At 59.5% G+C, this 24,538-nt stretch carries 17 protein-coding genes and 1 pseudogene; 11 read left to right on the top strand and 7 right to left on the bottom strand.

Annotated features, from left to right (window positions below; all coding sequences use genetic code 11):
- The 6 genes from ACF0H7_RS22425 (at position 1) to ACF0H7_RS22400 (ending at position 7,133) form a co-directional block, all read left to right on the top strand.
- Positions 1-1,974: a heme lyase CcmF/NrfE family subunit gene (locus tag ACF0H7_RS22425; RefSeq protein ID WP_397449047.1), complete on the top strand. Its 1,974-nt coding sequence runs from the start codon at positions 1-3 to the stop codon at positions 1,972-1,974.
- Positions 1,971-2,507 carry a DsbE family thiol:disulfide interchange protein gene (locus tag ACF0H7_RS22420; RefSeq protein WP_397449046.1) on the top strand — a complete coding sequence of 179 codons (537 nt, stop codon included), beginning with the start codon at positions 1,971-1,973 and terminating at the stop codon, positions 2,505-2,507. Before ACF0H7_RS22425 ends, ACF0H7_RS22420 begins: the two co-directional genes overlap by 4 nt.
- On the top strand, positions 2,504-2,974 hold the full coding sequence (locus ACF0H7_RS22415) for a cytochrome c-type biogenesis protein (RefSeq protein WP_397449045.1): 471 nt from the start codon (positions 2,504-2,506) through the stop codon (positions 2,972-2,974). Before ACF0H7_RS22420 ends, ACF0H7_RS22415 begins: the two co-directional genes overlap by 4 nt.
- Positions 2,971-4,215 (top strand): c-type cytochrome biogenesis protein CcmI, encoded by a 1,245-nt coding sequence (ccmI, locus tag ACF0H7_RS22410; RefSeq protein WP_397449044.1) that lies wholly within the window; start codon positions 2,971-2,973, stop codon positions 4,213-4,215. The genes ACF0H7_RS22415 and ccmI overlap by 4 nt, the downstream gene beginning before the upstream one ends.
- A 10-nt stretch (positions 4,216-4,225) precedes the next feature.
- Entirely contained in the window at positions 4,226-4,624 is a 399-nt protein-coding gene (locus tag ACF0H7_RS22405; RefSeq protein WP_397449043.1) for a hypothetical protein, read from the top strand.
- Positions 4,625-5,627: 1,003 nt separating this feature from the next.
- Entirely contained in the window at positions 5,628-7,133 is a 1,506-nt protein-coding gene (locus tag ACF0H7_RS22400; RefSeq protein WP_397449042.1) for a hypothetical protein, read from the top strand.
- A 123-nt stretch (positions 7,134-7,256) separates the two neighbouring features.
- Here ACF0H7_RS22400 and ACF0H7_RS22395 read toward each other — a convergent pair whose 3' ends face one another.
- From ACF0H7_RS22395 to gcl, 6 genes and pseudogenes are all read right to left on the bottom strand, one after another.
- Positions 7,257-8,258, bottom strand: a complete 1,002-nt coding sequence (locus ACF0H7_RS22395; RefSeq protein ID WP_397449041.1) for a sulfate ABC transporter substrate-binding protein — start codon at positions 8,256-8,258, stop codon at positions 7,257-7,259.
- A gap of 88 nt (positions 8,259-8,346) precedes the next feature.
- Complete coding sequence (locus ACF0H7_RS22390) at positions 8,347-9,195, bottom strand: ion transporter (RefSeq protein ID WP_397449040.1); 849 nt, start codon at positions 9,193-9,195, stop codon at positions 8,347-8,349.
- A 3-nt stretch (positions 9,196-9,198) separates the two neighbouring features.
- A pseudogene (locus tag ACF0H7_RS22385) lies at positions 9,199-10,108 on the bottom strand (urea transporter).
- Positions 10,109-10,247: 139 nt separating this feature from the next.
- The gene (locus ACF0H7_RS22380; RefSeq protein ID WP_397449039.1) at positions 10,248-11,138 is read right to left on the bottom strand and encodes a 2-hydroxy-3-oxopropionate reductase; all 891 of its coding nucleotides are present in this window, start codon (positions 11,136-11,138) and stop codon (positions 10,248-10,250) included.
- 155 nt (positions 11,139-11,293) lie between these two features.
- Positions 11,294-12,076, bottom strand: a complete 783-nt coding sequence (gene hyi, locus ACF0H7_RS22375) for a hydroxypyruvate isomerase (protein WP_397449038.1) — start codon at positions 12,074-12,076, stop codon at positions 11,294-11,296.
- A 64-nt stretch (positions 12,077-12,140) separates the two neighbouring features.
- Positions 12,141-13,916 carry a glyoxylate carboligase gene (gene gcl, locus ACF0H7_RS22370; protein ID WP_397449037.1) on the bottom strand — a complete coding sequence of 592 codons (1,776 nt, stop codon included), beginning with the start codon at positions 13,914-13,916 and terminating at the stop codon, positions 12,141-12,143.
- A 231-nt stretch (positions 13,917-14,147) separates the two neighbouring features.
- On the opposite strand from gcl, the gene ACF0H7_RS22365 reads away from it, so the two are divergent.
- Positions 14,148-14,588 carry a heme-binding protein gene (locus ACF0H7_RS22365; protein ID WP_397449036.1) on the top strand — a complete coding sequence of 147 codons (441 nt, stop codon included), beginning with the start codon at positions 14,148-14,150 and terminating at the stop codon, positions 14,586-14,588.
- A gap of 118 nt (positions 14,589-14,706) precedes the next feature.
- Here ACF0H7_RS22365 and ACF0H7_RS22360 read toward each other — a convergent pair whose 3' ends face one another.
- The gene (locus ACF0H7_RS22360) at positions 14,707-15,315 is read right to left on the bottom strand and encodes a TetR/AcrR family transcriptional regulator (RefSeq protein WP_397449035.1); all 609 of its coding nucleotides are present in this window, start codon (positions 15,313-15,315) and stop codon (positions 14,707-14,709) included.
- Positions 15,316-15,538: 223 nt separating this feature from the next.
- Between ACF0H7_RS22360 and ACF0H7_RS22355 the strand changes: the two genes are divergently transcribed.
- Genes ACF0H7_RS22355 through ACF0H7_RS22340 form a run of 4 tightly spaced genes read left to right on the top strand, consistent with a single transcriptional unit; the run spans position 15,539 to position 24,328 of the window.
- Positions 15,539-16,663, top strand: coding sequence for an efflux RND transporter periplasmic adaptor subunit (locus tag ACF0H7_RS22355; RefSeq protein ID WP_397449034.1), 1,125 nt, complete (start codon positions 15,539-15,541; stop codon positions 16,661-16,663).
- 10 nt (positions 16,664-16,673) lie between these two features.
- Positions 16,674-19,748 (top strand): efflux RND transporter permease subunit, encoded by a 3,075-nt coding sequence (locus tag ACF0H7_RS22350; protein WP_397449033.1) that lies wholly within the window; start codon positions 16,674-16,676, stop codon positions 19,746-19,748.
- Positions 19,745-22,876 carry an efflux RND transporter permease subunit gene (locus tag ACF0H7_RS22345; RefSeq protein ID WP_397449032.1) on the top strand — a complete coding sequence of 1,044 codons (3,132 nt, stop codon included), beginning with the start codon at positions 19,745-19,747 and terminating at the stop codon, positions 22,874-22,876. Before ACF0H7_RS22350 ends, ACF0H7_RS22345 begins: the two co-directional genes overlap by 4 nt.
- Positions 22,877-24,328, top strand: a complete 1,452-nt coding sequence (locus ACF0H7_RS22340; protein WP_397449031.1) for an efflux transporter outer membrane subunit — start codon at positions 22,877-22,879, stop codon at positions 24,326-24,328.
- Positions 24,329-24,538: the final 210 nt, after the last annotated feature.

The raw sequence follows: 24,538 nt of genomic DNA, 5'->3' as shown, positions 1-24,538 counted from the left end.
ATGATTCCCGAACTCGGCCATCTGGCCATGATTCTGGCGCTGTGCTTTGCCCTGGTGCAGGCCAGCGTGCCGCTGATCGGCGCCTGGCGCGGTGATCGCCTGTGGATGAGCCTGGCGCAGCCGGCGGCCTGGGGGCAATTCGCGTTCCTGGTCTTCGCCTTCGGCACCTTGACCTACTCGTTCATGACCGACGACTTCTCGGTCGGTTACGTGGCCAACAACTCCAACAGCTCCCTGCCGTGGTATTACAAATTTAGCGCAGTGTGGGGCGCGCACGAAGGTTCGCTGCTGCTCTGGGCGCTGATACTCGGCGGCTGGACCTTTGCCGTGTCGATCTTCTCCAGACAGTTGCCGCAAGTGATGCTGGCCCGGGTGCTGGCAGTGATGGGCATGATCAGCGTCGGCTTCCTGCTGTTCCTGATCCTGACTTCGAACCCGTTCTCTCGGGTGTTGCCGCAAATTCCGGCCGACGGTCACGACCTCAATCCCTTGCTGCAAGACATCGGCCTGATCGTGCATCCGCCGATGCTGTACATGGGCTATGTCGGCTTCTCCGTGGCCTTCGCCTTTGCCATCGCGGCCTTGCTCGGCGGGCGTCTCGACGCCGCCTGGGCACGCTGGTCGCGGCCGTGGACCATTGTCGCCTGGGCCTTCCTCGGTGTCGGTATCACCCTCGGTTCGTGGTGGGCGTATTACGAGCTCGGCTGGGGCGGCTGGTGGTTCTGGGACCCGGTGGAAAACGCCTCGTTCATGCCGTGGTTGGTGGGTACTGCGCTGATTCACTCGCTGGCGGTCACCGAAAAACGTGGCGTATTCAAGAGCTGGACCGTGTTGCTGGCCATCGCCGCGTTCTCGCTGAGCCTGCTGGGTACTTTCCTGGTGCGTTCCGGCGTGCTGACCTCGGTCCATGCGTTCGCCTCTGACCCGGCGCGCGGCGTGTTCATCCTGATCTTCCTGCTGGTGGTGGTCGGTGGTTCGCTGACCCTGTTCGCCTTCCGTGCGCCGGTGGTGAAAAGTCAGGTCGGTTTTGGTTTGTGGTCCCGCGAAACCCTGTTGCTGGGCAATAACCTGGTGCTGGTGGTCGCTGCGTCGATGATTCTGCTGGGCACCCTGTATCCGCTGGTTGTGGATGCCCTGAGCGGGGACAAGATGTCGGTGGGCCCGCCGTACTTCAATGCGCTGTTCGTGCCGCTGATGGCGCTGCTGATGGTGGTGATGGCGGTTGGCGTTTTGGTGCGCTGGAAAGACACGCCGGTCAAGTGGCTGGCCGGCATGCTGGCTCCAGTGTTGGTGGGCAGTGCGGTGCTGGCCGGTCTGGCGGCGCTGGTGTTGCGTGACACCCAGTGGGGTTCGCTGGCGACCTTCATGCTGGCGGGCTGGGTGCTGTTGGCCTGCGTGCGCGATGTGCTGGACAAGACCCGCCACAAAGGCCTGATCAAAGGCGTGCGCGGTTTGGCGCGCAGCTATTGGGGCATGCACGTCGCCCATATCGGCATCGCCGTGTGCGCGCTGGGCGTGGTGTTGTCGAGTCAGAACAGCGCCGAGCGTGACCTGCGCATGGCCCCGGGGGATTCCGTGCACCTGGGCGGGTACGAGTTTAATTTTGAAGGCACCAAGCACTTTCAAGGCCCGAACTTCACCTCGGACAAGGGCACTATTCGCGTCCTCGAAGGCGGCAAGGAAGTGGCTGTGCTGCACCCGGAGAAACGTTTGTTTACCGTGCAGCAATCGATGATGACCGAAGCCGGTATCGATCCTGGTTTCCGTCGCGACCTTTACGTGGCGCTGGGTGAACCGCTGGAAAACGGCGCCTGGGCTGTGCGCCTGCACGTCAAACCTTTCGTGCGCTGGATCTGGTTTGGCGGCCTGCTGACCGGTCTCGGCGGCGTGTTGGCGGCCACCGACCGACGTTATCGGGTCAAGGTCAAAAGCAAGGTGCGTGACGCGCTGGGTCTCACAGGAGTGGCGGTATGAAGCGTTGGATTTTATTGATTCCGCTGGCGTTGTTCTTGGGCATGGCAGCGTTTCTCTATCGCGGCCTGTACCTGGATCCGGCGGAACTGCCGTCGGCGATGATCGGCAAACCGTTCCCGGCGTTTTCCCTGCCGGACGTGCAGAACGGCAAGCTCATCACCCAGGCGGACCTGCTGGGTAAACCGGCGCTGGTCAACGTCTGGGGCACCTGGTGCATTTCCTGCCGGGTCGAGCATCCAGTGCTGAACAAACTCGCGCAGCAAGGCGTGGTGATCTACGGCATCAACTACAAGGACGTGAACGCTGACGCGGTGAAATGGCTGACGGAGTTTCACAACCCGTACCAGATGAACATCAGCGATGCTGCCGGCAACCTTGGTTTGAACCTGGGTGTGTACGGCGCGCCGGAAACCTTCCTGATCGACCGCAAAGGCGTGATTCGCTACAAGCATGTGGGCGTGATCGACGAAACCGTCTGGCACGAGCAACTGGCCAGTCGGTACCAAGGGTTGGTTGACGAGGCCAAGCCATGACGCGTTGGTTCACCGCCGCGGTATTGAGCCTGGGCCTGACCGGCGTCGCCCATGCCGCCATCGACGCCTACGAGTTCAAGGACGAAGCCGAACGTGCCCGTTACGGCCAGTTGACCACTGAACTGCGCTGCCCGAAATGCCAGAACCAGGACATCGCCGACTCCAATGCGCCAATTGCCGCCGACCTGCGCAAAGAGATCTACCGCATGCTCGGCGAAGGGCAGAGCAACCAGCAGATCATCGACTTTATGGTCGACCGCTACGGCGATTTCGTGCGCTACAAGCCCGCACTCAATGCCCGCACCTGGCTGCTCTGGTTCGGCCCGGCTGGCCTGTTGCTGGGCGGTGTGCTGGTGATCGCGACGATCATCGTCCGCCGGCGCGGCAAGCGTAGCCCGGATGCTAACGATCTCTCCGACGAGGAGCGTCAGCGCCTCGCCCACCTGTTGGATAAAAACCACGAATGATTGATTTCTGGCTAGCGACCGGCCTGTTGTTGCTGGTGGCCCTGAGTTTCTTGTTGATCCCTGTCCTGCGTGGCCGTCGCGCCCAATCCGAAGAGGATCGTACTGCGCTCAACGTTGCCCTGTATCAGGAGCGTCTGACTGAGCTGCAAGGTCAGCAGGAACAAGGCCTGCTGTCGTCCGCGCAACTGGACGCCGGGCGTGCCGAGGCCGCGCGTGAGCTGCTGGCTGACACCGAAGGCGCCGATGTGCAGCGTACTTCGCGTCTGGGCAAGCCATTGCCACTGCTGGCGGCCCTGCTGGTGCCGCTGTTGGCACTGGGGCTGTACCTGCATTATGGCGCCAGCGACAAGGTTGAACTGAGCCGCGAATTCGCCCAGCCACCGACGTCAGTGGAAGAAATGACCAGCCGCCTGGAGCGCGCCGTCAAAGCGCAGCCGGATTCTGCCGAGAGTATGTACTTCCTCGCCCGCACCTACATGTCCCAGGATCGCCCGGTGGATGCGGCGCAGATGTTCGAACGCGCCGTGGGCCTGGCCGGGCGTCAGCCTGAATTGCTCGGGCAATGGGCACAGGCGTTGTACTTCGCCGCCGACAAGAAATTCACCCCGCAAGTGCAGGCCTTGACCAGCGAAGCACTGAAATCCGATCCGAGCGAAGTCACCAGCCTGGGCCTGCTGGGCATCGCCGCGTTCGAGAGCGAGCGTTATCAACAGGCCGTGGATTACTGGAAGCGCCTGTTGGCGGTGCTGCCCGCGGATGATCCGTCGCGTCCGGCGCTGGAAGGCGGTATCGCCCGTGCCAGCGAACGACTGGTGGCCAGCGGTGGCAAGCTGGCCGAAGCGCCAGTGGTCGCCCAGCAAGCCGCAGCGGCTGCCGTCGGCGACAGCGACAACAAAGTGGCGGCCTTGCTCAAGGTGCGTGTCGATCTGGCTGCGGCGCTCAAAGACAGCGTCAAACCGGGGGACAGTGTGTTCATCTTCGCGCGCGCTACCTCAGGCCCACCGATGCCGCTGGCGGTCAAACGCCTGACCGTCGCCGACCTGCCGGCCGAGGTCGAACTGGCCGATGCCGACGCAATGATGCCGCAACTGAAACTGTCGAACTTTCCTGAAGTCCAACTGGTTGCACGGGTCTCCCGTGCCGGCCAACCGACCACAGGCGAATGGGTAGGCCGCAGCCAGCCGCTGGCCAGCAGCACCACTGCGCAGCAGGCATTGACCATCGACAGTCCAGACCACTAGAGAACACAGCATGAACACCGTCGCACGCTTCACCCTGTTGAGTCTGGTCCTGGGATTGAGTGCGTGTGCGGTGCACCACCCGTCCCCGCAAAGCAGCGAACCGATACCGACGCTGCCCAGCACGCCGCAACCGAATACGCCGCACGTCACCCCGGCCAACCCGCAACGTCCGGCCCCGGCCAAACCACAGACCTCCGCCCACTTCGCACCGCCACCGGGTGGCAACTGCCACTGGGACGCCAAACTCGGCGTCTACGCCCTGGACGACCAAACCAACACCTTCTACCGCCAGCGCACCTACTACCGCTGGAACAACGGCTGGAGTTGGTCTACCGGGCGCACCGGTCCGTGGCAGGACACCGATGTCACGGGTGTGCCGCCGGGGTTGAGTAAGCAGTTCGGGAATTAACCTGAATTCGCATTTTCTGTGGGGTTGCCAAAGGCTGAGATAAGGTCGAAGCGTTCTTTCCTGTTACGCAGGCGGTGTGCATGACGCCTGCGCGTGAAGCTATTCGCCAACAAGTTGGCTTCCACAGAGTCCCCGGCTGACCACAGATTCTGCGTCAGGCTCAAATTTGTGTGGGAGCCAACTTGTTGGCGAAGGCAGGGTGACAGGCGCTAGAGACTTCTCAGACAACCTAGAATCATCCTGCAGATGATCGCGTAGACCTTGTGCGAGCAGGCTTGCCTGCGAATGCTGCGTATTGGGCAACGCCAATATCAGAACTCACTATTGGATTAATTCGCAATAAAAGACTTGACGCCTATCTCCAACTAATATTGGTTGTTTCTTGCGTTTTGTTGTTATCTATCATGGCGCGATTGTGTTGTGAACAGAGCTCTCACATGAATTAACTCTGCTGACAGGGAAGTTGTAACTTTAGGGTAAGTCGTGCGCGAAAATGGATTGAAAGTTTATCGTGTGCAGAGTTTGGCTGTGGATGATGGCGGTCGAAACATAGACGGAAGTCGAACTGATGTTCAGGGTTCAGGTTGGTCAAATTTCGGGCTAGGAGGGTATGCTTCCCAAGGCTCACGCCGCGAGGGCAATTTGATCCGGAGTTTGGTCTGGACAGCACAGCCTATTACTCGGCCTTTGATCCCAAGGTCATGGCGATTCAACAGAAGGTAAAATACTCGCCTGCACAGTGAACGGAATTCCCAATGTGGGAGGCATCGCTCGGGTTCTTGGGGATTTAGTGCCATCGGGAGAAAGCCAAGCATGACAGGGGTTCATCTGCAGCTGAATCAGAGAATATTTATATTTAAGGTGAGTTGCTATTGTATCGGTGTTTTTGCGTAAATCAAAAACGGCGATCCTAGGGATGCTGTTCCGATTTTTTGTCGGGCTAAGGTCGCATAAGCAACAAGGGAAGTGCCCATTCACATCGACGTGAAATATGGAGATTGTCATGGATATTAGGGATTACACGGATTACACGGATTTTAAAAGTTTCCGAGACTTCAGGGATTTTGCTAATTTCAAGGAATTCAATGACTACAAGGAGTTTTGCGCCTTTAAAGCCTACAAAGAGAAAAGGGGCGCGCCGTTTGCTTTGAAGTTAGAGCGCGCAGAGGGCGCGCTGGATCCCACATTTGGCGGCGGTTCTGGAGTCGTAAAACTCAGGGATCCGCGCGACGGTGATAATATTGATGCTCGCATCATCGAGCCTTTAGTTATAGTCACCAGCAATGATCAAAAAATTTATATTGCGGGCATCACGAATGAGCAGCAAAAAAATAGTTGTTTTGTTTTTCGCCTGTTCGAAGACGGTCAGCTTGACCGTAGTTTCAATCCAGATTTCTATGGTGGAGGGTCCCTGCTTATACCGTTGGGCGACGTTTCTGTGATAGATAAGTTTGAACCCCGCTCTGTCATCAGCTTAAACCAAGAGGCAGGGACGATAACTTTTTTAGGTCAGGCTACTTTAGGTCAAAGTACTCCAGAACAGCGCAGGGTTCCCGTGCTCTGGCGCGTGACGTTCGATGGTAAGATGGATGACACATTTGGAGATGGCGGTGTCCGAATCTATACGGATCTACTAGAAGTTGGTGCGGTTCGCGGCCAGAGAATGGATAGCTCAAGTCGGAAAAGGAATCAAGAGAGTGGGAGCATACTATTTCTTGCTCCAGTGCGGCATGCGGGAATTTTATATTCCGATGTTTATCTTGTGAAGGTCGAGTATGACGGAAGTTTGGATGCGTTGTTTGGGGGTGGCATGGGCTATATAAAGCTGGCTAATCAGGAAAGCTCGTTGTTTGGCCAGTCCGCCTATTCTGTTGATGACCAAAAGCGAATCGTTATCCTTGTCAGGGATCCCGACAATAACCGAAATGTCATAGTTGAGAGGTATGACCAGCAAGGTAATATTGATCAAAGCTTCGGTGAGACAGGAAAAGTAGTACTTACCGAGCCGCAGCCGTCACTCATTAGCTATCCGGTTGCTGTGAAAACTCTAAATGGTGGGAAGATACTTGTGCTGAGTGGTTCGTTCGCAGCGGGTAACGTTGCATATGGAGTGGTGACGCAGCTTGTATTTTTTGGAGCCCTCGATCCAGAGTTTAATGAAGGGCGGCCCGTAAAAATAAATGATAATAATTTGGGCGAGTACATTCCTCGGAGTCTGGCAGTGGATGACGGTGGTCGAATTATAGTCGGAAGTAGAGGGCTGATAATTTATCCCGGTGAAGCTGGTTATTCGGGGACGCTTACCAGACTTACACGACTGGGGGCGTTTGACCCGAGTTTTGGCCTGGAAGGCACAGCTGACTATTCAGGCTTCGATCCAGAAACTATAGAGGCTCAATATGAAAAAATACTTGCTACCGGAGTAATTGGATTTACCACTTATGGGGTCGGTGGGATCGCTCGGGTTCTCGGGGATTTAGTACCATCGCATGAAAATCCAGCATTGTGAGGATTCGTCTGTCGCTGAATTAGAGGGTGTTCCTGTTTTAGGTGACTTGCTGGCTGAATCGAAACTCTTGCGTAAAACAAAAACGGCGGCCCTGAGGTCGCCATCTTGTTTATCGGGCAGCGCTTACTTCACCTGATAAATCTGATCAAACACCCCACCATCACCAAAATGCGTCTTCTGCACCGTACGCCAATCCCCAAACGTCTTCTCCACCGACAGGAATTCAACCTTCGGGAAGCGATCGGTGTATTTCGCCAAAACAGCCGGGTCACGCGGGCGCAGGTAGTTGGCAGCAGCGATTTCCTGGCCTTCTGGTGACCACAGGTATTTCAGGTACTCCTCGGCCAGGGCGCGGGAGTTTTTCTTGTCGACCACTTTATCCACAACGCTCACCGGCGGTTCGGCTTCGGCGGAGACGCTTGGGTAGACCACTTCGAACTGATCACGGCCAAATTCGCGGGCGATCATTTCGGCTTCGTTTTCGAAGGTCACCAGTACGTCGCCGATCTGGTTGGTCATGAAGGTGGTGGTGGCGCCACGGCCGCCGGTGTCGAGCACCGGGACATTGGCGAACAGTTGGCCGACGAATTTCTTCGCGGCGGCTTCATCACCCCCGTTTTTCAGCGTGTAACCCCAGGCCGAAAGGTAGGTGTAGCGGCCGTTGCCCGAGGTTTTCGGGTTGGGCACGATGACTTGTACGCCGTCCTTGATCAGGTCGTTCCAGTCTTTCAGCCCTTTCGGATTGCCCTTGCGCACGATGAATACGGTGGCCGAAGTGAAGGGCGCGCTGTGGTTGGGCAGGCGAGTGACCCAATTGTCCGGCACCAGTTTGCCGTTATCCGCCAAAGCGTTGATGTCAGTAGCCATGTTCATGGTGATCACGTCAGCCGGGAGGCCGTCGATCACTGAGCGCGCTTGTTTGCTCGAACCGCCGAAGGACATCTGTACCGTCACGTTTTCCCCGTTGTGTTCGGCTTGCCAGTGTTTCTGGAACGCGGCGTTGTAGTCTTTGTAGAAATCGCGCATCACGTCGTAGGACACGTTGAGTAGGGTCGGTGCCGCCTGGGCGACGCTGCCGAAGGCCAGGCCCATGGCAAGTAGTGAGGCGCCAAAGAGTTTGTTCACTGCGCATTCCTTGTTCGAGTTAGTTGAAACTTAGCCAGCGACTATAGCGGGATGGCCATAGTCGTTTAAATAACTAAAACTGCTTTGCTTATACCTTTGTCTCTGTAACAGGGCTCCCGAGCTTGGGGAACAACGCATTGCCGCAACGCGAGCAGAACGACGCTTCGTGCTCGTGCTGAGCCTTGGTGCACACCGGGCACGGGTGATCGATGTGTTCGCCGCGCATCACGTTGGCCAATTCGGCAGTAAAAATCCCGGTGGGCACGGCGATGATCGAGTAACCGGTGATCATCACCAGCGCCGAAAGAATCTGCCCCAGCGGCGTGCGCGGCACGATGTCGCCGTAGCCCACGGTGGTCAGCGTCACAATGGCCCAGTAGATGCCCTTGGGGATGCTGGTGAAGCCATGTTCCGGGCCTTCGATCACGTACATCAAGGCGCCGAACACAATCACCAGCGTCGAGACACTGGCGAGGAATACGATGATTTTCTGTTTACTGCCGCGCAATGCCGAGAGCAGGTAGTTGGCCTGCTTGAGGTAAGGACTGAGCTTGAGTACCCGAAAAATCCGCAGCATCCGGATGATCCGAATGACCAGCAGGTACTGGGCGTCGGAGTAATACAGGGCGAGGACCCCGGGCACGATCGCCAGCAGGTCCACCAGCCCGTAGAAGCTGAAGGCATAACGCAGTGGGCGCGGTGAGCAGTACAGGCGTAAGACGTACTCAATGACGAACACCAGGGTGAAGCCCCATTCGAGGGCCGCCAGTATGTCGATGTAGTCGCGGTGGATGCTTTCGATGCTGTCGATGATCACCACGAACAGGCTGCTGAGAATGATCAGCAGCAGTGCTTTGTCAAAGCGCCGGCCGGCGACGGTGTCGGTCTGGAAGATGATGATACGCAGCTGTTCCCGCCAGCTTGTGGTGCTGTCCATGGGCTATTTCCGAATAGAAGATTCGGCAAGCCTAGGAGGTTTCCAGTCAGCCGCGCAACCGCTGATCGTACGCGGACTGCTGCCACAGTCGGGTACTGGCGTGGACCAGCCAACAGGCGAGGATAAAGGGGGCGGTCAGCGTCGGCAGCCCCAGTTCGGAAAACCCTGGTTGCAGGACGATCGACAGCGCGATGGCGCTGAGTCCACGCCAGGGTTTGCTACGTTGTTGGCTGAAGGCCAGACCCGCCAGCAGCGGGTTGTAACTGGCCAGTCCGAGCAGCGCGGTGGCGGGTTCGTGTTGCAGCAACGCGGCGGCGATGCCACTGGCGCTACCGAGTAACGCCCAGGCTGCGGCACGGGGATTGGCAATCAGCAGCCCGCTGCCGATCAGCACGCCGGCCAGCGGATGCTCAAGGAAAAATACCTGACCCAACCCTTGGGGCAGAGCGTGCAGCAAAGTGTTGCCAGTGGTGTCGTGGGCGCCGCCGGGCGGGGTAGCCATCGACAGCAGCAACCAACTGAACAGCACAAAAGGCGCGGTGTATGCGTGCAGGCTGTGGCGTTCGCGGGTACGTGTCAGCCACAGGTGCATCAACATCGCGCTGAGGCCACCGCAGGCGATGATCAGCAGTGGCAGCAGTGGTGACCAAGGGAAATGCGTGCACAACAGCAACCCCAGCAACACGCCGTTGTAGCTGTAGAGCCCGGCTTGCCGCTCGGTTTTGTTGTAGCCGCGGCGTTGGGCGGTGAGCAAGCCGGCCAGCGCCCCTAACAGTGCGCCGCCTAGAAGAAGGGGGGCAGTCAGGAGGATCGCCAACAGGCACAGCAGACCGCAGAGCGGATTGCGTTGCAGCAGGACCTGGCTGAAGCCGTTGAGCAAGGCTTCGGCCCAGTCGGGGCAGTTGGGGTGCATCGTGAGGTTCTCGGTGTGGCGTGCTGCTCAATCGTTGCAGGAGCTAACTTGTTATCGAGCCGTTTGACGCGGTCTTTCAGGTATACCGCCTCGCGAACAAGTTCGCTCCTACAGGGAAAGCGTCGTTACGCGGTTCTGATTACTTATCGCGAATCGAGAAATTCGCCATGTGTTCGAGGCCTTTGATCAGCGCCGAGTGGTCCCAGTTGCTGCCACCGATGGCCGCGCAGGTGCTGAACACTTGCTGGGCGTTGGCGGTGTTGGGCAAGTTGATCCCCAGTTCCCGCGCGCCGGCCAGGGCCAGGTTGAGGTCCTTCTGGTGCAGGCTGATGCGGAAGCCCGGATCGAAGGTGCCTTTGATCATCCGGTCGCCATGCACTTCGAGGATCTTCGACGAGGCAAAGCCGCCCATCAACGCTTCACGCACCTTGGCCGGATCAGCGCCATTCTTCGCCGCGAACAGCAGCGCTTCGGCCACTGCCTGAATGTTCAGGGCAACGATGATCTGGTTGGCCACTTTCGCGGTCTGACCGTCGCCATTGCCACCGACCAGGGTGATGTTCTTGCCCATGCTCTGGAACAGCGGCAGTGCGCGCTGGAAGGTCGCTTCTTCGCCGCCGACCATGATGCTCAAACTGGCCGCCTTGGCCCCGACTTCGCCGCCGGACACCGGCGCATCGAGGTACTGCGCGCCGGTCGCATTGACCTTGGCCGCGAAGGCCTTGGTGGCGGTCGGCGAGATCGAACTCATGTCGATCACCACCTTGTTTGGCCCCAGACCTGCTGCGACGCCGTCGGCGCGAAACAGCACGTCATCGACCTGCGGGGTATCGGGCACCATGACGATGATGAACTCAGCTTCCTGCGCCACTTCTTTCGGGTTGGCCAGGGCGATGGCGCCAGCGGCCAGCAAATCAGCCGGAGCCGGGTCGTGATGCGCCGACAGGAACAGGCTGTGACCGGCTTTTTGCAGGTTTTGCGCCATTGGCAGGCCCATGATGCCGGTGCCGATAAATCCGATTTTAGCCATGAAGAACATCCTCTTTTGATATTTCTGTAGGAGCGGGCTTGTCAGCGATAAGGGCCGAAGGACCTTCAATCACGTACAAATTGGCTAGCATTGCGAGCGCTGCGCACTCGATCGCGAACAAGTTCGCTCCTACAGGGGAGTGCGAAATCTGGGAGTTAGATCAGGTTATGGGTCTTCAACCAGCCGAGGCCGGCTTCAGTGGTGGTCAGCGGCTTGTATTCGCAGCCGATCCAACCCTGATAGCCGATGCGGTCCAGGTGATCGAACAGGAAGCGATAATTGATCTCGCCAGTACCCGGCTCGTTGCGCCCTGGGTTGTCCGCCAACTGAATATGGTTGATCACCGGCAGGTGGCTGCTCATGGTGCGGGCCAGGTCACCCTCCATGATTTGCATGTGGTAGATGTCGTATTGCAGGAACAGGTTGCTGCTGCCGACCTTGTCGCGAATCGCCAGCGCCTGGGCGGTGGTGTTCAGGTAGAAGCCAGGAATGTCGCGGGTGTTGATCATTTCCATGACCAGCTTGATCCCGGCGGCCTTCAACTGGGCGGCGGCATATTTCAGGTTCTCGACAAAGGTTGTTTCGATGGTTGCGTCGTCAAACCCCTGCGGACGAATCCCTGCCAGGCAGTTGATCTGGGTATTGCCCAGCACTTTTGCGTAAGCGATGGCCAGATTGACCCCGGCACGGAAGTCTTCGACCCGATCAGGATGGCAGGCAATCCCGCGTTCACCGGCGGCCCAGTCACCGGCCGGCAGGTTGAACAACACTTGGGTCAGGCCATTGACCTCGAGTTGCGCTTTGATCTCGGCAGAGCTGAAATCGTAGGGGAACAGGTATTCGACACCGGCAAAACCGGCATCGGCCGCGGCTTTGAAGCGCGAGAGAAAGTCCTGTTCGGTGAACAGCATCGACAGGTTGGCGGCTAAACGCGGCATGGTGGTCTCCAGTAATAAGGGCGTGAGGCCTCGGGACGCAGGGCCTCCCGAGGCGCAGTCAGCATCAATCGAGCAGCGATATCGCGGTCGGCGCGTCGTTGCCGACCAGGGCCAGGTCTTCGAATTCGTTGACCGCATTGATCTCGGTACCCATGGAAATGTTGGTCACGCGCTCAAGGATGATCTCGACGATCACTGGCACTTTGAACTCCACCAGCATCTTCTCGGCCTGACGCAGGGCTTCTTCGATCTTGCCCGGCTCGAACACACGCAATGCCTTACAGCCCAGGCCTTCGGCGACCGCCACGTGATCCACGCCATAGCCTTTGAGCTCAGGCGCGTTGATGTTTTCGAACGCCAGTTGTACGCAGTAATCCATTTCGAAACCGCGCTGAGACTGGCGGATCAAGCCGAGGTACGAGTTGTTCACTACCACATGGATGTACGGCAGGTTGAACTGCGCACCGACCGCCAACTCCTCGATCATGAACTGGAAGTCATAGTCGCCGGACAGCGCGACGACCTTGCGGCTCGGATCGGCCTTGACCACCCCCAGCGCTGCCGGAATGGTCCAACCCAACGGGCCGGCCTGACCGCAGTTGATCCAGTGCCGTGGTTTGTAGACGTGCAGGAATTGCGCACCGGCAATCTGCGACAGGCCGATGGTGCTGACGTAGCAGGTGTCTTTGCCGAACACCTTGTTCATCTCTTCGTACACGCGCTGCGGCTTGACCGGCACGTTGTCGAAGTGGGTCTTGCGCTGCAGCGTGCGCTTGCGTTCCTGGCAGTCGGCGAGCCAGGCGCTGCGGTCCTTGAGCTTGCCGGCGGCTTTCCATTCGCGGGCGACTTCGATGAACACCTTCAGCGCTGAACCAGCGTCGGAGACGATGCCCAGATCCGGCGTGAACACGCGGCCGATCTGGGTCGGTTCGATGTCGACGTGGATAAAGCGCCGACCCTTGGTGTAGACGTCCACCGAACCGGTGTGGCGGTTGGCCCAGCGGTTGCCGACACCCAGTACCACGTCGGATTCCAGCATGGTCGCGTTGCCGTAACGGTGCGAAGTCTGCAAGCCCACCATGCCCACCATCAGCGGGTGGTCGTCAGGGATGATGCCCCAGCCCATCAGGGTCGGCACAACTGGAATACCGGTCAGCTCGGCGAACTCGACCAGCAACTCACTGGCATCGGCATTAATGATGCCGCCACCGGCGACCAGCAGCGGACGTTCAGCTTGATCGAGCAACGCCAGCGCTTTTTCGATCTGAATACGGTTGGCAGCAGGTTTGTTGACCGCTAAAGGTTGGTAGGCCTCGATGTCGAATTCGATTTCCGCCATCTGTACGTCGAACGGCAGGTCGATCAGCACCGGACCTGGACGGCCGGAGCGCATTTCATAGAAAGCTTTCTGGAACGCGTAAGGCACCTGACCGGGTTCGAGCACAGTGGTCGCCCATTTGGTCACCGGCTTGACGATGCTGGTGATGTCCACCGCCTGGAAGTCTTCCTTGTGCATCCGTGCCCGAGGTGCCTGGCCGGTGATGCACAGGATCGGGATCGAGTCGGCCGAGGCGCTGTACAGGCCGGTGACCATGTCGGTGCCAGCTGGGCCCGAGGTGCCGATGCACACGCCGATGTTGCCCGGGTTGGTGCGGGTGTAGCCCTCGGCCATGTGCGAGGCGCCTTCAACGTGACGGGCGAGGACGTGGTCGATGCCGCCGACTTTGTTCAGGGCAGCGTAGAGCGGGTTGATCGCCGCCCCCGGAATGCCGAATGCGGTTTCCACACCTTCGCGGCGCATCACCAGAACGGCGGCTTCGATTGCTCTCATTTTGCTCATGGTTTTGTGCCTCTTTGTTTTTGTAATTGTATACAAGTTGCTTTTTGCCGAGTGTATTCACGACGGTGGGGGTCGGTCAATGCCTTTCTTTTGCAGGATTTATTCGGCTGAAAGCGCCAAATGATAGGAGGGTAATGGCAATTTGATCGAAAATGACAATTTTATTGTATACAAAAATATTTTGTATTGTGTTCTATTGTTGTCATTCTTCATCACCTCAGGACGTCACACATGAACGCTTTGACCTTGAAAGTCGCCGTCAATCTAGTGAACCGCGCCATTGCCGCAGGGCGCGAAATAGCGGCCGCACCGCTGACCATCGCAGTGCTTGATAGCGGCGGGCACTTGATCACCTTGCAGCGCGAAGATGGCGCCAGCTTGCTGCGGCCACAGATTGCCATCGGCAAAGCCTGGGGCGCGGTGGCGCTGGGCAAGGGCTCACGCTTGCTGGCGCTGGATGCGCAAAACCGGCCGAGCTTTATTGCGTCGTTGAATGAACTGGGGCAGGGCGCGTTAGTGCCGGTGCCGGGCGGGGTGTTGATTCGTGATCAGAAAGGCGCGGTGATTGGCGCGATGGGGATCAGTGGCGATACGTCGGATGTCGACGAACAGTGCGCGATCAGTGCGATTGAAGCATTGGGGTTGGCGGCGGATGCGGGGGTGAGTGCTTAAAAGCCTGCGCAAATCAATTGTAGGAGCGAACTTGTTCGCGAGGCGGTGTGTCAGAAAAACCGCGTTAAGCTGCTCGCCAACAAGTTGGCTCCTACAGGGCGGGCGGCATCACACGGTGTTATTGATCCAGCTCACAGCCCTTGAGCACCAACCGAATAATCGTCTGCGCCGCCGCTTCGTAATCGCTGTCTTCCAGCTTGGCCTTACCGGTGACGGTTGAGATCTGCCAATCAAAATCGGCATAAGTCTGGGTCGCCGCCCAGATGGTGAACATCAGGTGGTGCGGGTCCAGCGGGGCGATTTTGCCGTCGTCGATCCAGCCCTGGACGCACTCGATGTTGTGCTTGGCCTGCACATTGAGCTGTTGCACTTGTTCTGCGGTCAGGTGCGGTGCGCCGTGCATGATTTCGCTGGCGAACACTTTCGACGCAAATGGCAGCTCCTGGGAAATGCGGATTTTCGAGCGAATGTAGCCGCTCAGCACTTCACTGGGCACGCCTTCGCGGTTGAAGGGCGTCGACGCCTGCAGGATCGGCTCGATGATGCTTTCGAGCACCTCGCGGTAGAGGTTTTCCTTGGACTTGAAGTAGTAGTAGACGTTGGGTTTCGGCAGCCCGGCCTTGGCCGCGATGTCGCTGGTCTTGCTGGCGGCGAAACCCTTGTCGGCGAACTCTTCACTGGCTGCGCGCAGGATCAATTCTTTATTGCGCTCGCGGATGCTGCTCATAGACCCAGGAATTCCTTGCCGATACTGGCGGTCGCGCATGGTAGCACCGGCCCTGCGACAGGCTCAAGAATGCCCGCAGACCGTGGGATGCCGGGTGAGCTGTCTCGTCCCTGAACAAAATCCTCCATTCATCCTTATCGGTGGTCGGCACTGCTAAAGTCTCAGACAGCATTCAGGCCATTGGCCATTCCTTTGTTCGCGCAGTTTGGATGGGCACGCATTAATGGAAAACAGGCGCAGAAAATCCGGGCTGGTGGTCGGTGTTGTAGTGGCGCTGTTGTTGGTGTGTGGCCTCGGTTATTACCTGTTCAGCGCCAAGCCCAAACCCAGGCCGCCGGTGACGGGTGAGCCGGTGGCCGTGGTGGCGGTGGCGTTACAGGACGTGCCGGTGTACATCGATGCCCTCGGCACCGTGACCCCGACCCGCAGCGTGACGGTGATTTCCCAGGTCAATGGCATCCTCAGCTCGGTGGAATTCAAGGAGGGCCAGCACCTCACCAAGGGGCAGGTCATTGCCCGCATCGACGACCGCACGCTCAAGGCGCAGTTGGCACAGGCGAGGGGTGTGTTGCTCCACGACCAGGCGCTATTGAGCAACGCCCAGCGCGACCTGGCGCGTTTCCGTGAGTTGATCAAAATCGGCTCCACCAGCCAGCAAACCCTCGACACTCAGGCCTCATTGGTCCAGCAGCAACAGGGCACCGTCGACGCCGATCAGGGCGCGGTGCAAAACCTGGAGGTGCAGGTCGGCTATTGCACCATCACTTCACCGATCAACGGCGTGGTCGGATTGCGCCTGGTGGACCCCGGCAACTACGTCACCAGCGGCAGCACTACTGGCATCGCGGTGATCACCCAGATGGTCCCGGCCACCGTGGTGTTCTCGGTGCCGGAAGACGACCTCGGCATTATCAACCAGTCGCTGACCCGTGGCGCGGTGCCGGTGCTGGTTTACGACCGCAACAAAAGCCAACTGCTCGCCACCGGCGCGTTGCTGGCGCTGGACAATCAGGTGGACGTCAGCACCGGCACGATCAAGATCAAGGCGCAGTTCGACGACGCCGGCGACAAGTTGTTCCCCAATCAATTCGTCAACGCGCGGCTTAAATCCGACACCCTGAACCAGACCCCGGTGGTGCCGACCCTGGCGATCCAACACGGTAGCAAGGGCGACTTCGTGTTTGTGGTCAACGGCGGCAAGGCCAGCCTGCGCATGGTCAAGGTCGGCCCGACCCATGGCGACGTCACGGCGATTGTCGATAACAGCCTCAAGGCCGGCGAGCAGGTGATCACCGAGGGCGCCGACAAGCTGGACGATGGTTCGCCGGTTAAGGTAGCGGCTCAGTGAGGCGTAGCCGATGAACATTTCCCGGCCCTTTATCCAACGCCCCGTCGCAACCAGCCTGATCATGATTGCGATCTTGCTGATGGGCTTGCTCGGCTATCACTTTCTCTCGGTATCGGCCTTGCCCGAGGTCGATTACCCGACGATTCAGGTGTTCACCCAATACCCCGGTGCCAGCCCGGAGGTGATCAGCTCCTCGATCACCGCGCCGCTGGAGCGTCAGCTCGGTGAGATGCCAGGCCTCAAATCGATGAACTCCACCAGCTCCGACGGCGCCTCGGTGGTGACCCTGCAATTCGATCTGTCGCTGTCACTGGACATCGCCGAGCAAGAAGTACAGGCCGCGATCAACGCCGCCGGGACTTTCCTTCCGGCCAACTTGCCGTACCCGCCGGTGTACAGCAAGGTCAACCCGGCCGATGCGCCGGTGCTGACCCTGTCGCTGACCTCCGACGTACTGCCACTGACCAAAATCGAAGACCTGGCCGACACCCGGCTGGCGCAGAAAATCTCGCAAATCACCGGGGTCGGGCTGGTGACCATCAGCGGCGGCCAGCGCCCGGCGGTGCGGATCGAAGCCAACACCTCGGCGCTGAACAACCTCGGCCTGTCGCTGGACGACCTGCGCACCTCGCTGGGCAATGCCAACGTCAATCAGGCCAAGGGCAACATTGATGGCAAGTATCAGGCGTACTCGATTGGCGCCAACGACCAGTTGCAGTCGGCCGAGGCTTACCGTGATCTGGTGATCGGCTACAAGAACGGCGCGCCGATCCGCCTGACGCAGATCGCCAGTTCGATTCAGGGGCCGGAGAACCCGAGGCAGGCGGCATGGACCAACAAAACCCCGTCGATCCTGTTGAACATCCAGCGCCAACCCGGTGCCAACGTGATCGAAGTGGTGGACCGGGTGCAGCAGTTGCTGCCGAAACTGCGCGCCAGCTTGCCGGGCACGCTGAAAGTGGCGGTGCTCACCGACCGCACCCAGACCATCCGCGCCTCGGTCACCGACGTGCAGTACGAGCTGGGCGTGGCGGTGTTGCTGGTGGTGATCGTGATTTTCCTGTTCCTGCGCAACGTTGCCGCGACCATCATTCCGGCGGTCACCGTGCCGCTGACTCTGGTCGGCACCTTGGCCGTGGCCTATGTGCTGGGCTTTTCCCTGAACAACCTGACGTTGATGGCGCTGACCATCGCCATCGGCTTTGTGGTCGATGACGCCATCGTCATGATCGAAAACATCACCCGCTATATCGAGGCCGGCGACACGCCGCTTGAGGCTGCGCTCAAGGGTTCCGAGCAGATCGGTTTCACCATCATCTCGCTGTCCATTGCCCTGATCGCGGTGATGATTCCGCTGTTGTTCATGGGCGATGTGGTGGGGCGCTTGTTCCGCGAATTCGCGATGACCGTGGCGGTTACCATCGTCATTTCGGCACTGATTTCCCTGACGCTGACGCCGATGATGTGCGCGCGGATGCTCAAGTCCAAACATGAAGAGCGCCGCGTCGACTTCTTCGACCGGATCAACGGCTACTACGTGCGCGGCCTGGACTGGGTGCTGGCGCATCGCACCCTGACCCTGATCTCGGTGGTGCTCACCGCCTTGCTGACCCTGCTGACCATCACGCTGATGCCCAAGGGCTTCTTCCCCGAGCAGGACACTGGGTTGATCCAGGGTATTTCCCAGACCTCACCGAGCATTTCCTTTCAACAGATGGTGGTCCAACAACAACGGCTGGCCGAGCGGATCTTGAAGGACCCGGCGGTGGCCAGCCTGTCGTCGTTCGTCGGTATCGACCAGACCAACCCGACCATTAATCAGGGCAACCTGCTGATCAACCTCAAGGAGCACGGGCAGCGTGACAGCAGCGCGGCGGTGATCCGGCGCCTTTCCGACGCCAATGCCGACGACTCCGGCATTCGTCTGTACCTGCACGCGGTGCAGGATTTGACGCTCGACGCCACCGTCTCTACCACCAGCTACCGTCTCGGCTTGCAGGCCACCGACCCCGAACTGTTGGAGCTGTGGACCGGCAAGTTGCTGGCAGCGATCAAGCAAGACCCGATGTTCACCGACGCTCAAAGCCAGGCCTTGCAGTTCGGCAATCAGATCCAGCTGACCTTCGACCGCGCCACTGCGTCGCGGCTCGGGGTCACGCCGCAGGCCATCGACGATGTGCTGTACGACGCCTTTGGCCAGCGTCAGGTTTCAACCATTTACACCCAACTCAACCAGTATCACGTGGTGATGGCCACCGACCATCCGCCGCGCAATTTGGCCGACTTACTCACCGGGTTGTATGTCACCACCGGCAACGGCGGCGTGGCGCCGTTGTCGAGCATGGCCACGCAGCAGGTGGTGCGCACGCCGATTACCATCAATCGCCTGGGTCAGTTTCCCTACGCCGACGTGTCATTCAACCTGGCGCCGGGGCAGACATTGGGCGCGGCGCTGACTCGACTCAAAGACATCGAAACCCAGGTCGGCCTGCCGATCAGTGTGCAAGCGTCGCTGGAAGGCGCGGCGGCGACCTTTGAATCGTCGCTGTCGAATCAGGTGTTTCTGGTGGCAGCGGCGATTATCGTGGTGTACCTGATGCTCGGCATTCTTTACGAAAGCTTCGTGCACCCGGTGACGATTCTGTCGACCCTGCTCTCAGCCGCCCTCGGCGCCTTGCTGGCGCTGCTGATCACCGGCACCCAGTTCGACATCATCGGCTTGATCGGCATCGTGCTGCTGATTGGTATCGTGATGAAAAACGGCATCATGATGGTCGACTTCGCCCTGGAACTGGAGCGCGAGGGCGGTGTGGGGCCGATGGAGGCGATCAAGCAGGCGGCCAAGCTGCGTTTCCGGCCGATCCTGATGACCAGCATGGCTTCGCTGTTCGGCGCCGTGCCACTGGCGCTGGGTACCGGCATCGGCTCCGAGCTGCGTCATCCGCTGGGTATCGCGATCATCGGTGGTTTGCTGTTGAGCCAGTTGCTGACGCTGTTTTCCACCCCGGTGATTTTCCTCGCGATGCATGATCTGGAACGGCGCTTCAGCGGGCGCAACACCGATCCAGCGGCCAGCGTAAAATGAACCTCAGCGCGCCGTTCATCCACCGCCCGATCGCCACGATTTTACTGGCGATTGGGTTGGCGTTGTTCGGCATTCTGGCGTTCCGCTTACTGCCGGTGGCGCCGTTGCCCGAGGTGGATTTCCCCTCGATCAGCGTCCGCGCCTCATTGCCCGGCGCCGACCCCAGCACCGTGGCGTCCTCGGTAGCCACGCCCTTGGAACGGCAGTTCGGGCAGATCGCCGGTGTCACCCAGATGACCTCGGTCAGCACCCTGGGCTCGACCCGCATCACCCTGCAATTCGACCTCAATCGCGACATCGATGGTGCGGCGCGAGACGTCCAGGCGGCGATCAACGCCGCGCGGGTCAACCTGCCCAGTGACCTCTCGGGCAACCCGACCTACCGCAAGGTCAACCCGGCCGACGCGCCGATCATGATCATCAGCCTGACCTCGGACACCGCCACGCCGGGGCAGATGTACGACGTGGCCTCGACCCTGCTCGAACAAAAACTCCTGCAAACCACCGGCATCGGCGACGTTACGGTGGGTGGCGGTGCGCTGCCGGCGGTGCGCATCGAACTGAACCCGGATCGGCTCAATCACTATGGCGTCAGCCTGGAGCAGGTGCGCGGGGTAATCGCGGCCTCCAACGCCAACGCCCCCAAAGGTGCAGTGGCGGTGGGCACGCAGTCGTTCGGCATCAATGCCAATGACATGCTCTACAACATGCAGGATTACGCGCCGCTGGTGGTCAAGCAGAGCAACGGCGATCTGGTGCATATTTCCGACCTCGGCTACGTGCGCGAAGACGTCGAAGACTTGCGCAACTTCGGTCTGGCCAACGGCAAGCCAGCGGTGTTGCTGGTGGTGTTCAAACAGCCCGGCGCCAACGTGCTGGATGCGGTCGACGCGGTAAAAGCCGAGCTGCCGTTCTTGCAGCAGTCGATCCCGGCGACCATCAAGCTCAACCTGCTGCTGGACCGCACCACCACCATTCGCTCCTCGCTGCACGACGTCGAAGTGTCGCTGCTGGTGTCGATCCTGCTGGTGACGCTGGTGACCTTCCTGTTCTTCCGTGACTGGCGCAGCACGCTGATTCCGGCGGTGGTGGTGCCGCTATCGTTGCTCGGCACCTTTGGCGCGATGTACTTCCTCGGTTATAGCCTGAACAACCTGTCGTTGATGGCGCTGACCATCTCCACCGGCTTTGTGGTCGACGATGCGATCGTGGTGGTCGAAAACATCATGCGTCACCTGGAACGCGGCGAGTCGCGGATTCAGGCGGCGTTGCTGGGCTCGAAAGAAGTCGGCTTTACCGTGTTGACCATCAGTGTGTCGCTGGTGGCGGTGTTCATTCCCCTGCTGCTGATGGGCGGGATCGTCGGCCGGTTGTTTCGTGAGTTTTCGATTTCATTGTCCGTGGCGATCATGATTTCGATGCTGGTCTCGCTAACGGTCACGCCGATGCTCGCCAGCCTGTTGCTGCGCAGACCGGACCAGGCCAAAGAGGGCGATGAGCACCCGGATTCACGCTTCCACCGTTTCTACGATCACACCCTGGGCTGGGTGATCGACCACTCGTTGCTGATGGGCTTGCTCACGGTGTTGGTGATCGTCCTTGCCGGGGTGCTCTACGTGTTGGTGCCCAAGGGCTTTTTTCCGCAGGAAGACACCGGGCGTTTACAGGGCAGCATCATTGCGCCGCAGAGCATTTCCTATGGCGCGATGCAGGACGCTTTTCGCCACATCAACGAGAAGGTCACCGGCAATCCCAACGTCGATACGGTGGGTGGGTTTGTCGGCGGTGGTGGCGGTGGCGGTGGCGCGATCAACAGCGCGCAGATGTTCGTCACCTTGAAACCGCTGGCGCAACGCAAGGACGGCGCCGATCAGGTCATTGCACAGATTCGCAAGGTGCTGGGGACGATGCCCGGTACTCGGCTGTACTTGCAATCCGCTCAGGATATTCAGGTCGGCGGTCGACAAAGCGGTGCGCAATACCAGTACACCCTGACTGCGGACGATCAAACCGAGCTGGATGAGTGGGTGCCAAAAGTGGTGGCCGCCCTGCACACCCTGCCGCAACTGACCGACCTCAACACCGACCAGCAGGACAACAGCCTGCTGGCGAATATCAAGGTCAATCGCGACACCGCTTCGCAGCTGGGCGTCAGTCTGTCAGCGATTGATCAGACCCTGTACGACGCCTTTGGTCAGCGTCAGGTGTCGACCATCTACCGCGCCGCCAACCAGTACCACGTGGTAATGGAAGTCGCGCCGCCGTACTGGACCGACCCGGAAGCCTTGAAGTTGATTTATGTGCCGGTTGGCACCCAAGCCACCACCAAGGGCAAAGGTACGAGCCCGACGCCAAGCCTCTCAGCAAACGCCAATCCGCAACTGGTGCAGCTGTCGGCGCTGGCCAGTTACGGTGTCGAACGCACAGCGATTTCCATCAGTCATCAGGGTACCTTTCCCGCAGTGACGGCCTCATTCAACCTCGCCCCTGGCACTTCCATCGGTCAGGCCACGGCGTTGGTGGACAACGCCGTGGCGCAACTGCGGATGCCGGCCAGCATCGTCGGCCAGTTCGCCGGCACGGCTCAGGTGTTCCAGAGTTCGGTGGCCAGCGAGCCGTTGCTGATCGTCGCCGCGTTGCTGTCGGTGTACATCGTGCTGGGCATGCTCTACGAGAATTTGATGCACCCGCTGACTATCCTCTCGGCCTTGCCCTCGGCCGGTGTCGGCGCGTTGATTGCGCTGTTGTTGACCGGTACCGAGCTGTCGATCATTGCCTTGGTCGGGGTGATTCTGTTGATTGGCATCGTGAAAAAGAACGCGATCATGATGATTGACTTCGCCATCACCGAGCGCCACGAACGCGGCATCAGTGCCAAGGAGGCGATTCGTCGCGCCTGCCTGATTCGCTTCCGGCCGATCATGATGACCACCCTGGCGGCGATTCTCGGTGCGTTGCCGTTGGTGCTGGGCAGCGGCTACGGTTCGGAGTTGCGCCGCCCACTGGGTATTTCGATCATTGGCGGGTTGCTGTTCAGCCAGGTGCTGACGCTGTACACCACGCCGGTGATTTACCTCTGGCTCGACCGCGCGTCCCAGCGCCTGGGTCGCCGCCGCCAGGAGACTTGAATGGCTGATTTCAAACGTTGTAGCGCGTTGGTCGTGGCCATCAGCCTGGTGTTGAGTGGCTGCATGGTTGGCCCCGATTACCAGAAACCGGCCATTGAATTGCCGACCTCGTTTAAGGAAGGCGCGCAATGGCAGCGCGCTGAGGCCAATCCACAGGGCGCGCTGGACAGCCAATGGTGGCTGCATTATCAAGACCCGATCCTGACTGATTTGATCCAGCGCTCGGCCAAGGCCAACCAATCGATCATTGCCGCCGAGGCCGCTTATCGCTTGGCGCAAGCACAGGTAGCGTCCAGTCGCGCCGGACTGTGGCCGACCTTAAGCGCCGGGTTGTCGGCATCGCGTGGCGTCAACGGCAGCAATGGCAGCGCTACCTCGTCCAGTACCACTTCGGGCCTGGTCAGTTCGTCAGGCAGTGTCGAGCAGAATGTCAGCGCGACCCTGACCGCGACTTGGGAACCGGACCTGTGGGGCGCCGTAAGACGCGGCATCGCAGCGAGCAGGGCGACGGCGCAATCCTCCGACGCGCTGTTGGCCGGGGTGCACCTGTCGATCAGCTCCAGCGTCGCCAGCAACTACTTCGGCCTGCGCCAACTGGACATCGACATTGGCTTGCTGCAACAGCAACAGCGGATCAATCAACAGTTGCTGGACATGATTCAGGCTGACTACACGCAGGGCACGGCGTCCAATGACCAACTGCTGGTGGCGCAGGATCAGTTGACCACCAGCGTTGCCGCGTTGCAGACCTCACAGCGGTCCCGGGAGCAGTTCGAACATGCGCTGGCGGTGTTGGTCGGCGTGGCGCCTGAGGATTTCGCGATTGCGCCGGTGGCCAATTTCAACTTTGCCCTGCCGCAGACGCCGCTGATTGTGCCGTCGGTGTTGCTGTTACGGCGCCCCGACGTGGTGTCTGCCGAACGGGTGGCAGCCTCGGCCAACGAGCGGATTGGTGTGGCCAAGGCGGCGTTCTTTCCCATTGTCGATCTGACGGCCGACGTCGGTTATCGCGGCAGCGCGTTTGGCAGCCTGTTCTCGGTGCCCAACCGTATCTGGACCCTCGGCCCGTCGCTGGCTGAAACCATTTTTGACGCCGGCGCGCGGGAGGCGGCGGTGAGTGAAGCGCAGGCAAGCTACGACCAGGACGTGGCCAACTATCGCGGCACCGTATTGAGCGCCTTGCAGAACGTCGAAGACAACCTGTCGGCGATCAACCACCTGCAACAACAGGCCAGCGCCTACCAGCAGATCTTTCAGCGCAACCAACAACTGTACGGCAGTACCCAGGCGCAACAAAAAGCCGGCACCGTCAGCCAACAGAGCGTGCTGACCCAGCAGTTGTTATTGCTGCAAGCCGAACAACTGCTGCGCGATACCCAGGCGCAATTGAGCCAGGGCAGCGTGGCGTTGGTGCAAAGCCTTGGCGGGGGCTGGCAGGAAAAAAATCTGTGATTCGACCGAAGCCTTGTAGGAGCTGCCGAAGGTTTGGGCCGCACTCGGACGATAAGGCCGGAACGGTCTTCGCGATGTTGATTGATCGCAGCCTTCGGCAGCTCCTACAGTGGATTTTGGCCAATCACAGGCTCCTATAACATTCATAAAATCAATTACAAAAAATTAATAAATAACGATTTGTTATATTAGTTTATAACCAATCGGAAT

Source organism: Pseudomonas sp. NA-150 (genome assembly GCF_044336365.1).
Lineage (GTDB): Bacteria > Pseudomonadota > Gammaproteobacteria > Pseudomonadales > Pseudomonadaceae > Aquipseudomonas.
This window is presented reverse-complemented; position numbering and strand designations above follow the sequence as displayed.

Bases quoted from the DNA above. Each gene is read 5' to 3' on its own strand.
- ACF0H7_RS22390 (WP_397449040.1), bottom strand. From the start codon at position 9,195: ATGGACAGCACCACAAGCTGGCGGGAACAGCTGCGTATCATCATCTTC.
- ACF0H7_RS22400 (WP_397449042.1), top strand. From the start codon at position 5,628: ATGGATATTAGGGATTACACGGATTACACGGATTTTAAAAGTTTCCGA.
- ccmI (WP_397449044.1), top strand. From the start codon at position 2,971: ATGATTGATTTCTGGCTAGCGACCGGCCTGTTGTTGCTGGTGGCCCTG.
- ACF0H7_RS22345 (WP_397449032.1), top strand. From the start codon at position 19,745: ATGAACCTCAGCGCGCCGTTCATCCACCGCCCGATCGCCACGATTTTA.
- ACF0H7_RS22365 (WP_397449036.1), top strand. From the start codon at position 14,148: ATGAACGCTTTGACCTTGAAAGTCGCCGTCAATCTAGTGAACCGCGCC.
- ACF0H7_RS22425 (WP_397449047.1), top strand. From the start codon at position 1: ATGATTCCCGAACTCGGCCATCTGGCCATGATTCTGGCGCTGTGCTTT.
- ACF0H7_RS22380 (WP_397449039.1), bottom strand. From the start codon at position 11,138: ATGGCTAAAATCGGATTTATCGGCACCGGCATCATGGGCCTGCCAATG.
- ACF0H7_RS22355 (WP_397449034.1), top strand. From the start codon at position 15,539: ATGGAAAACAGGCGCAGAAAATCCGGGCTGGTGGTCGGTGTTGTAGTG.
- ACF0H7_RS22420 (WP_397449046.1), top strand. From the start codon at position 1,971: ATGAAGCGTTGGATTTTATTGATTCCGCTGGCGTTGTTCTTGGGCATG.
- gcl (WP_397449037.1), bottom strand. From the start codon at position 13,916: ATGAGCAAAATGAGAGCAATCGAAGCCGCCGTTCTGGTGATGCGCCGC.
- ACF0H7_RS22340 (WP_397449031.1), top strand. From the start codon at position 22,877: ATGGCTGATTTCAAACGTTGTAGCGCGTTGGTCGTGGCCATCAGCCTG.
- ACF0H7_RS22350 (WP_397449033.1), top strand. From the start codon at position 16,674: ATGAACATTTCCCGGCCCTTTATCCAACGCCCCGTCGCAACCAGCCTG.
- ACF0H7_RS22405 (WP_397449043.1), top strand. From the start codon at position 4,226: ATGAACACCGTCGCACGCTTCACCCTGTTGAGTCTGGTCCTGGGATTG.
- ACF0H7_RS22415 (WP_397449045.1), top strand. From the start codon at position 2,504: ATGACGCGTTGGTTCACCGCCGCGGTATTGAGCCTGGGCCTGACCGGC.
- ACF0H7_RS22360 (WP_397449035.1), bottom strand. From the start codon at position 15,315: ATGAGCAGCATCCGCGAGCGCAATAAAGAATTGATCCTGCGCGCAGCC.
- hyi (WP_397449038.1), bottom strand. From the start codon at position 12,076: ATGCCGCGTTTAGCCGCCAACCTGTCGATGCTGTTCACCGAACAGGAC.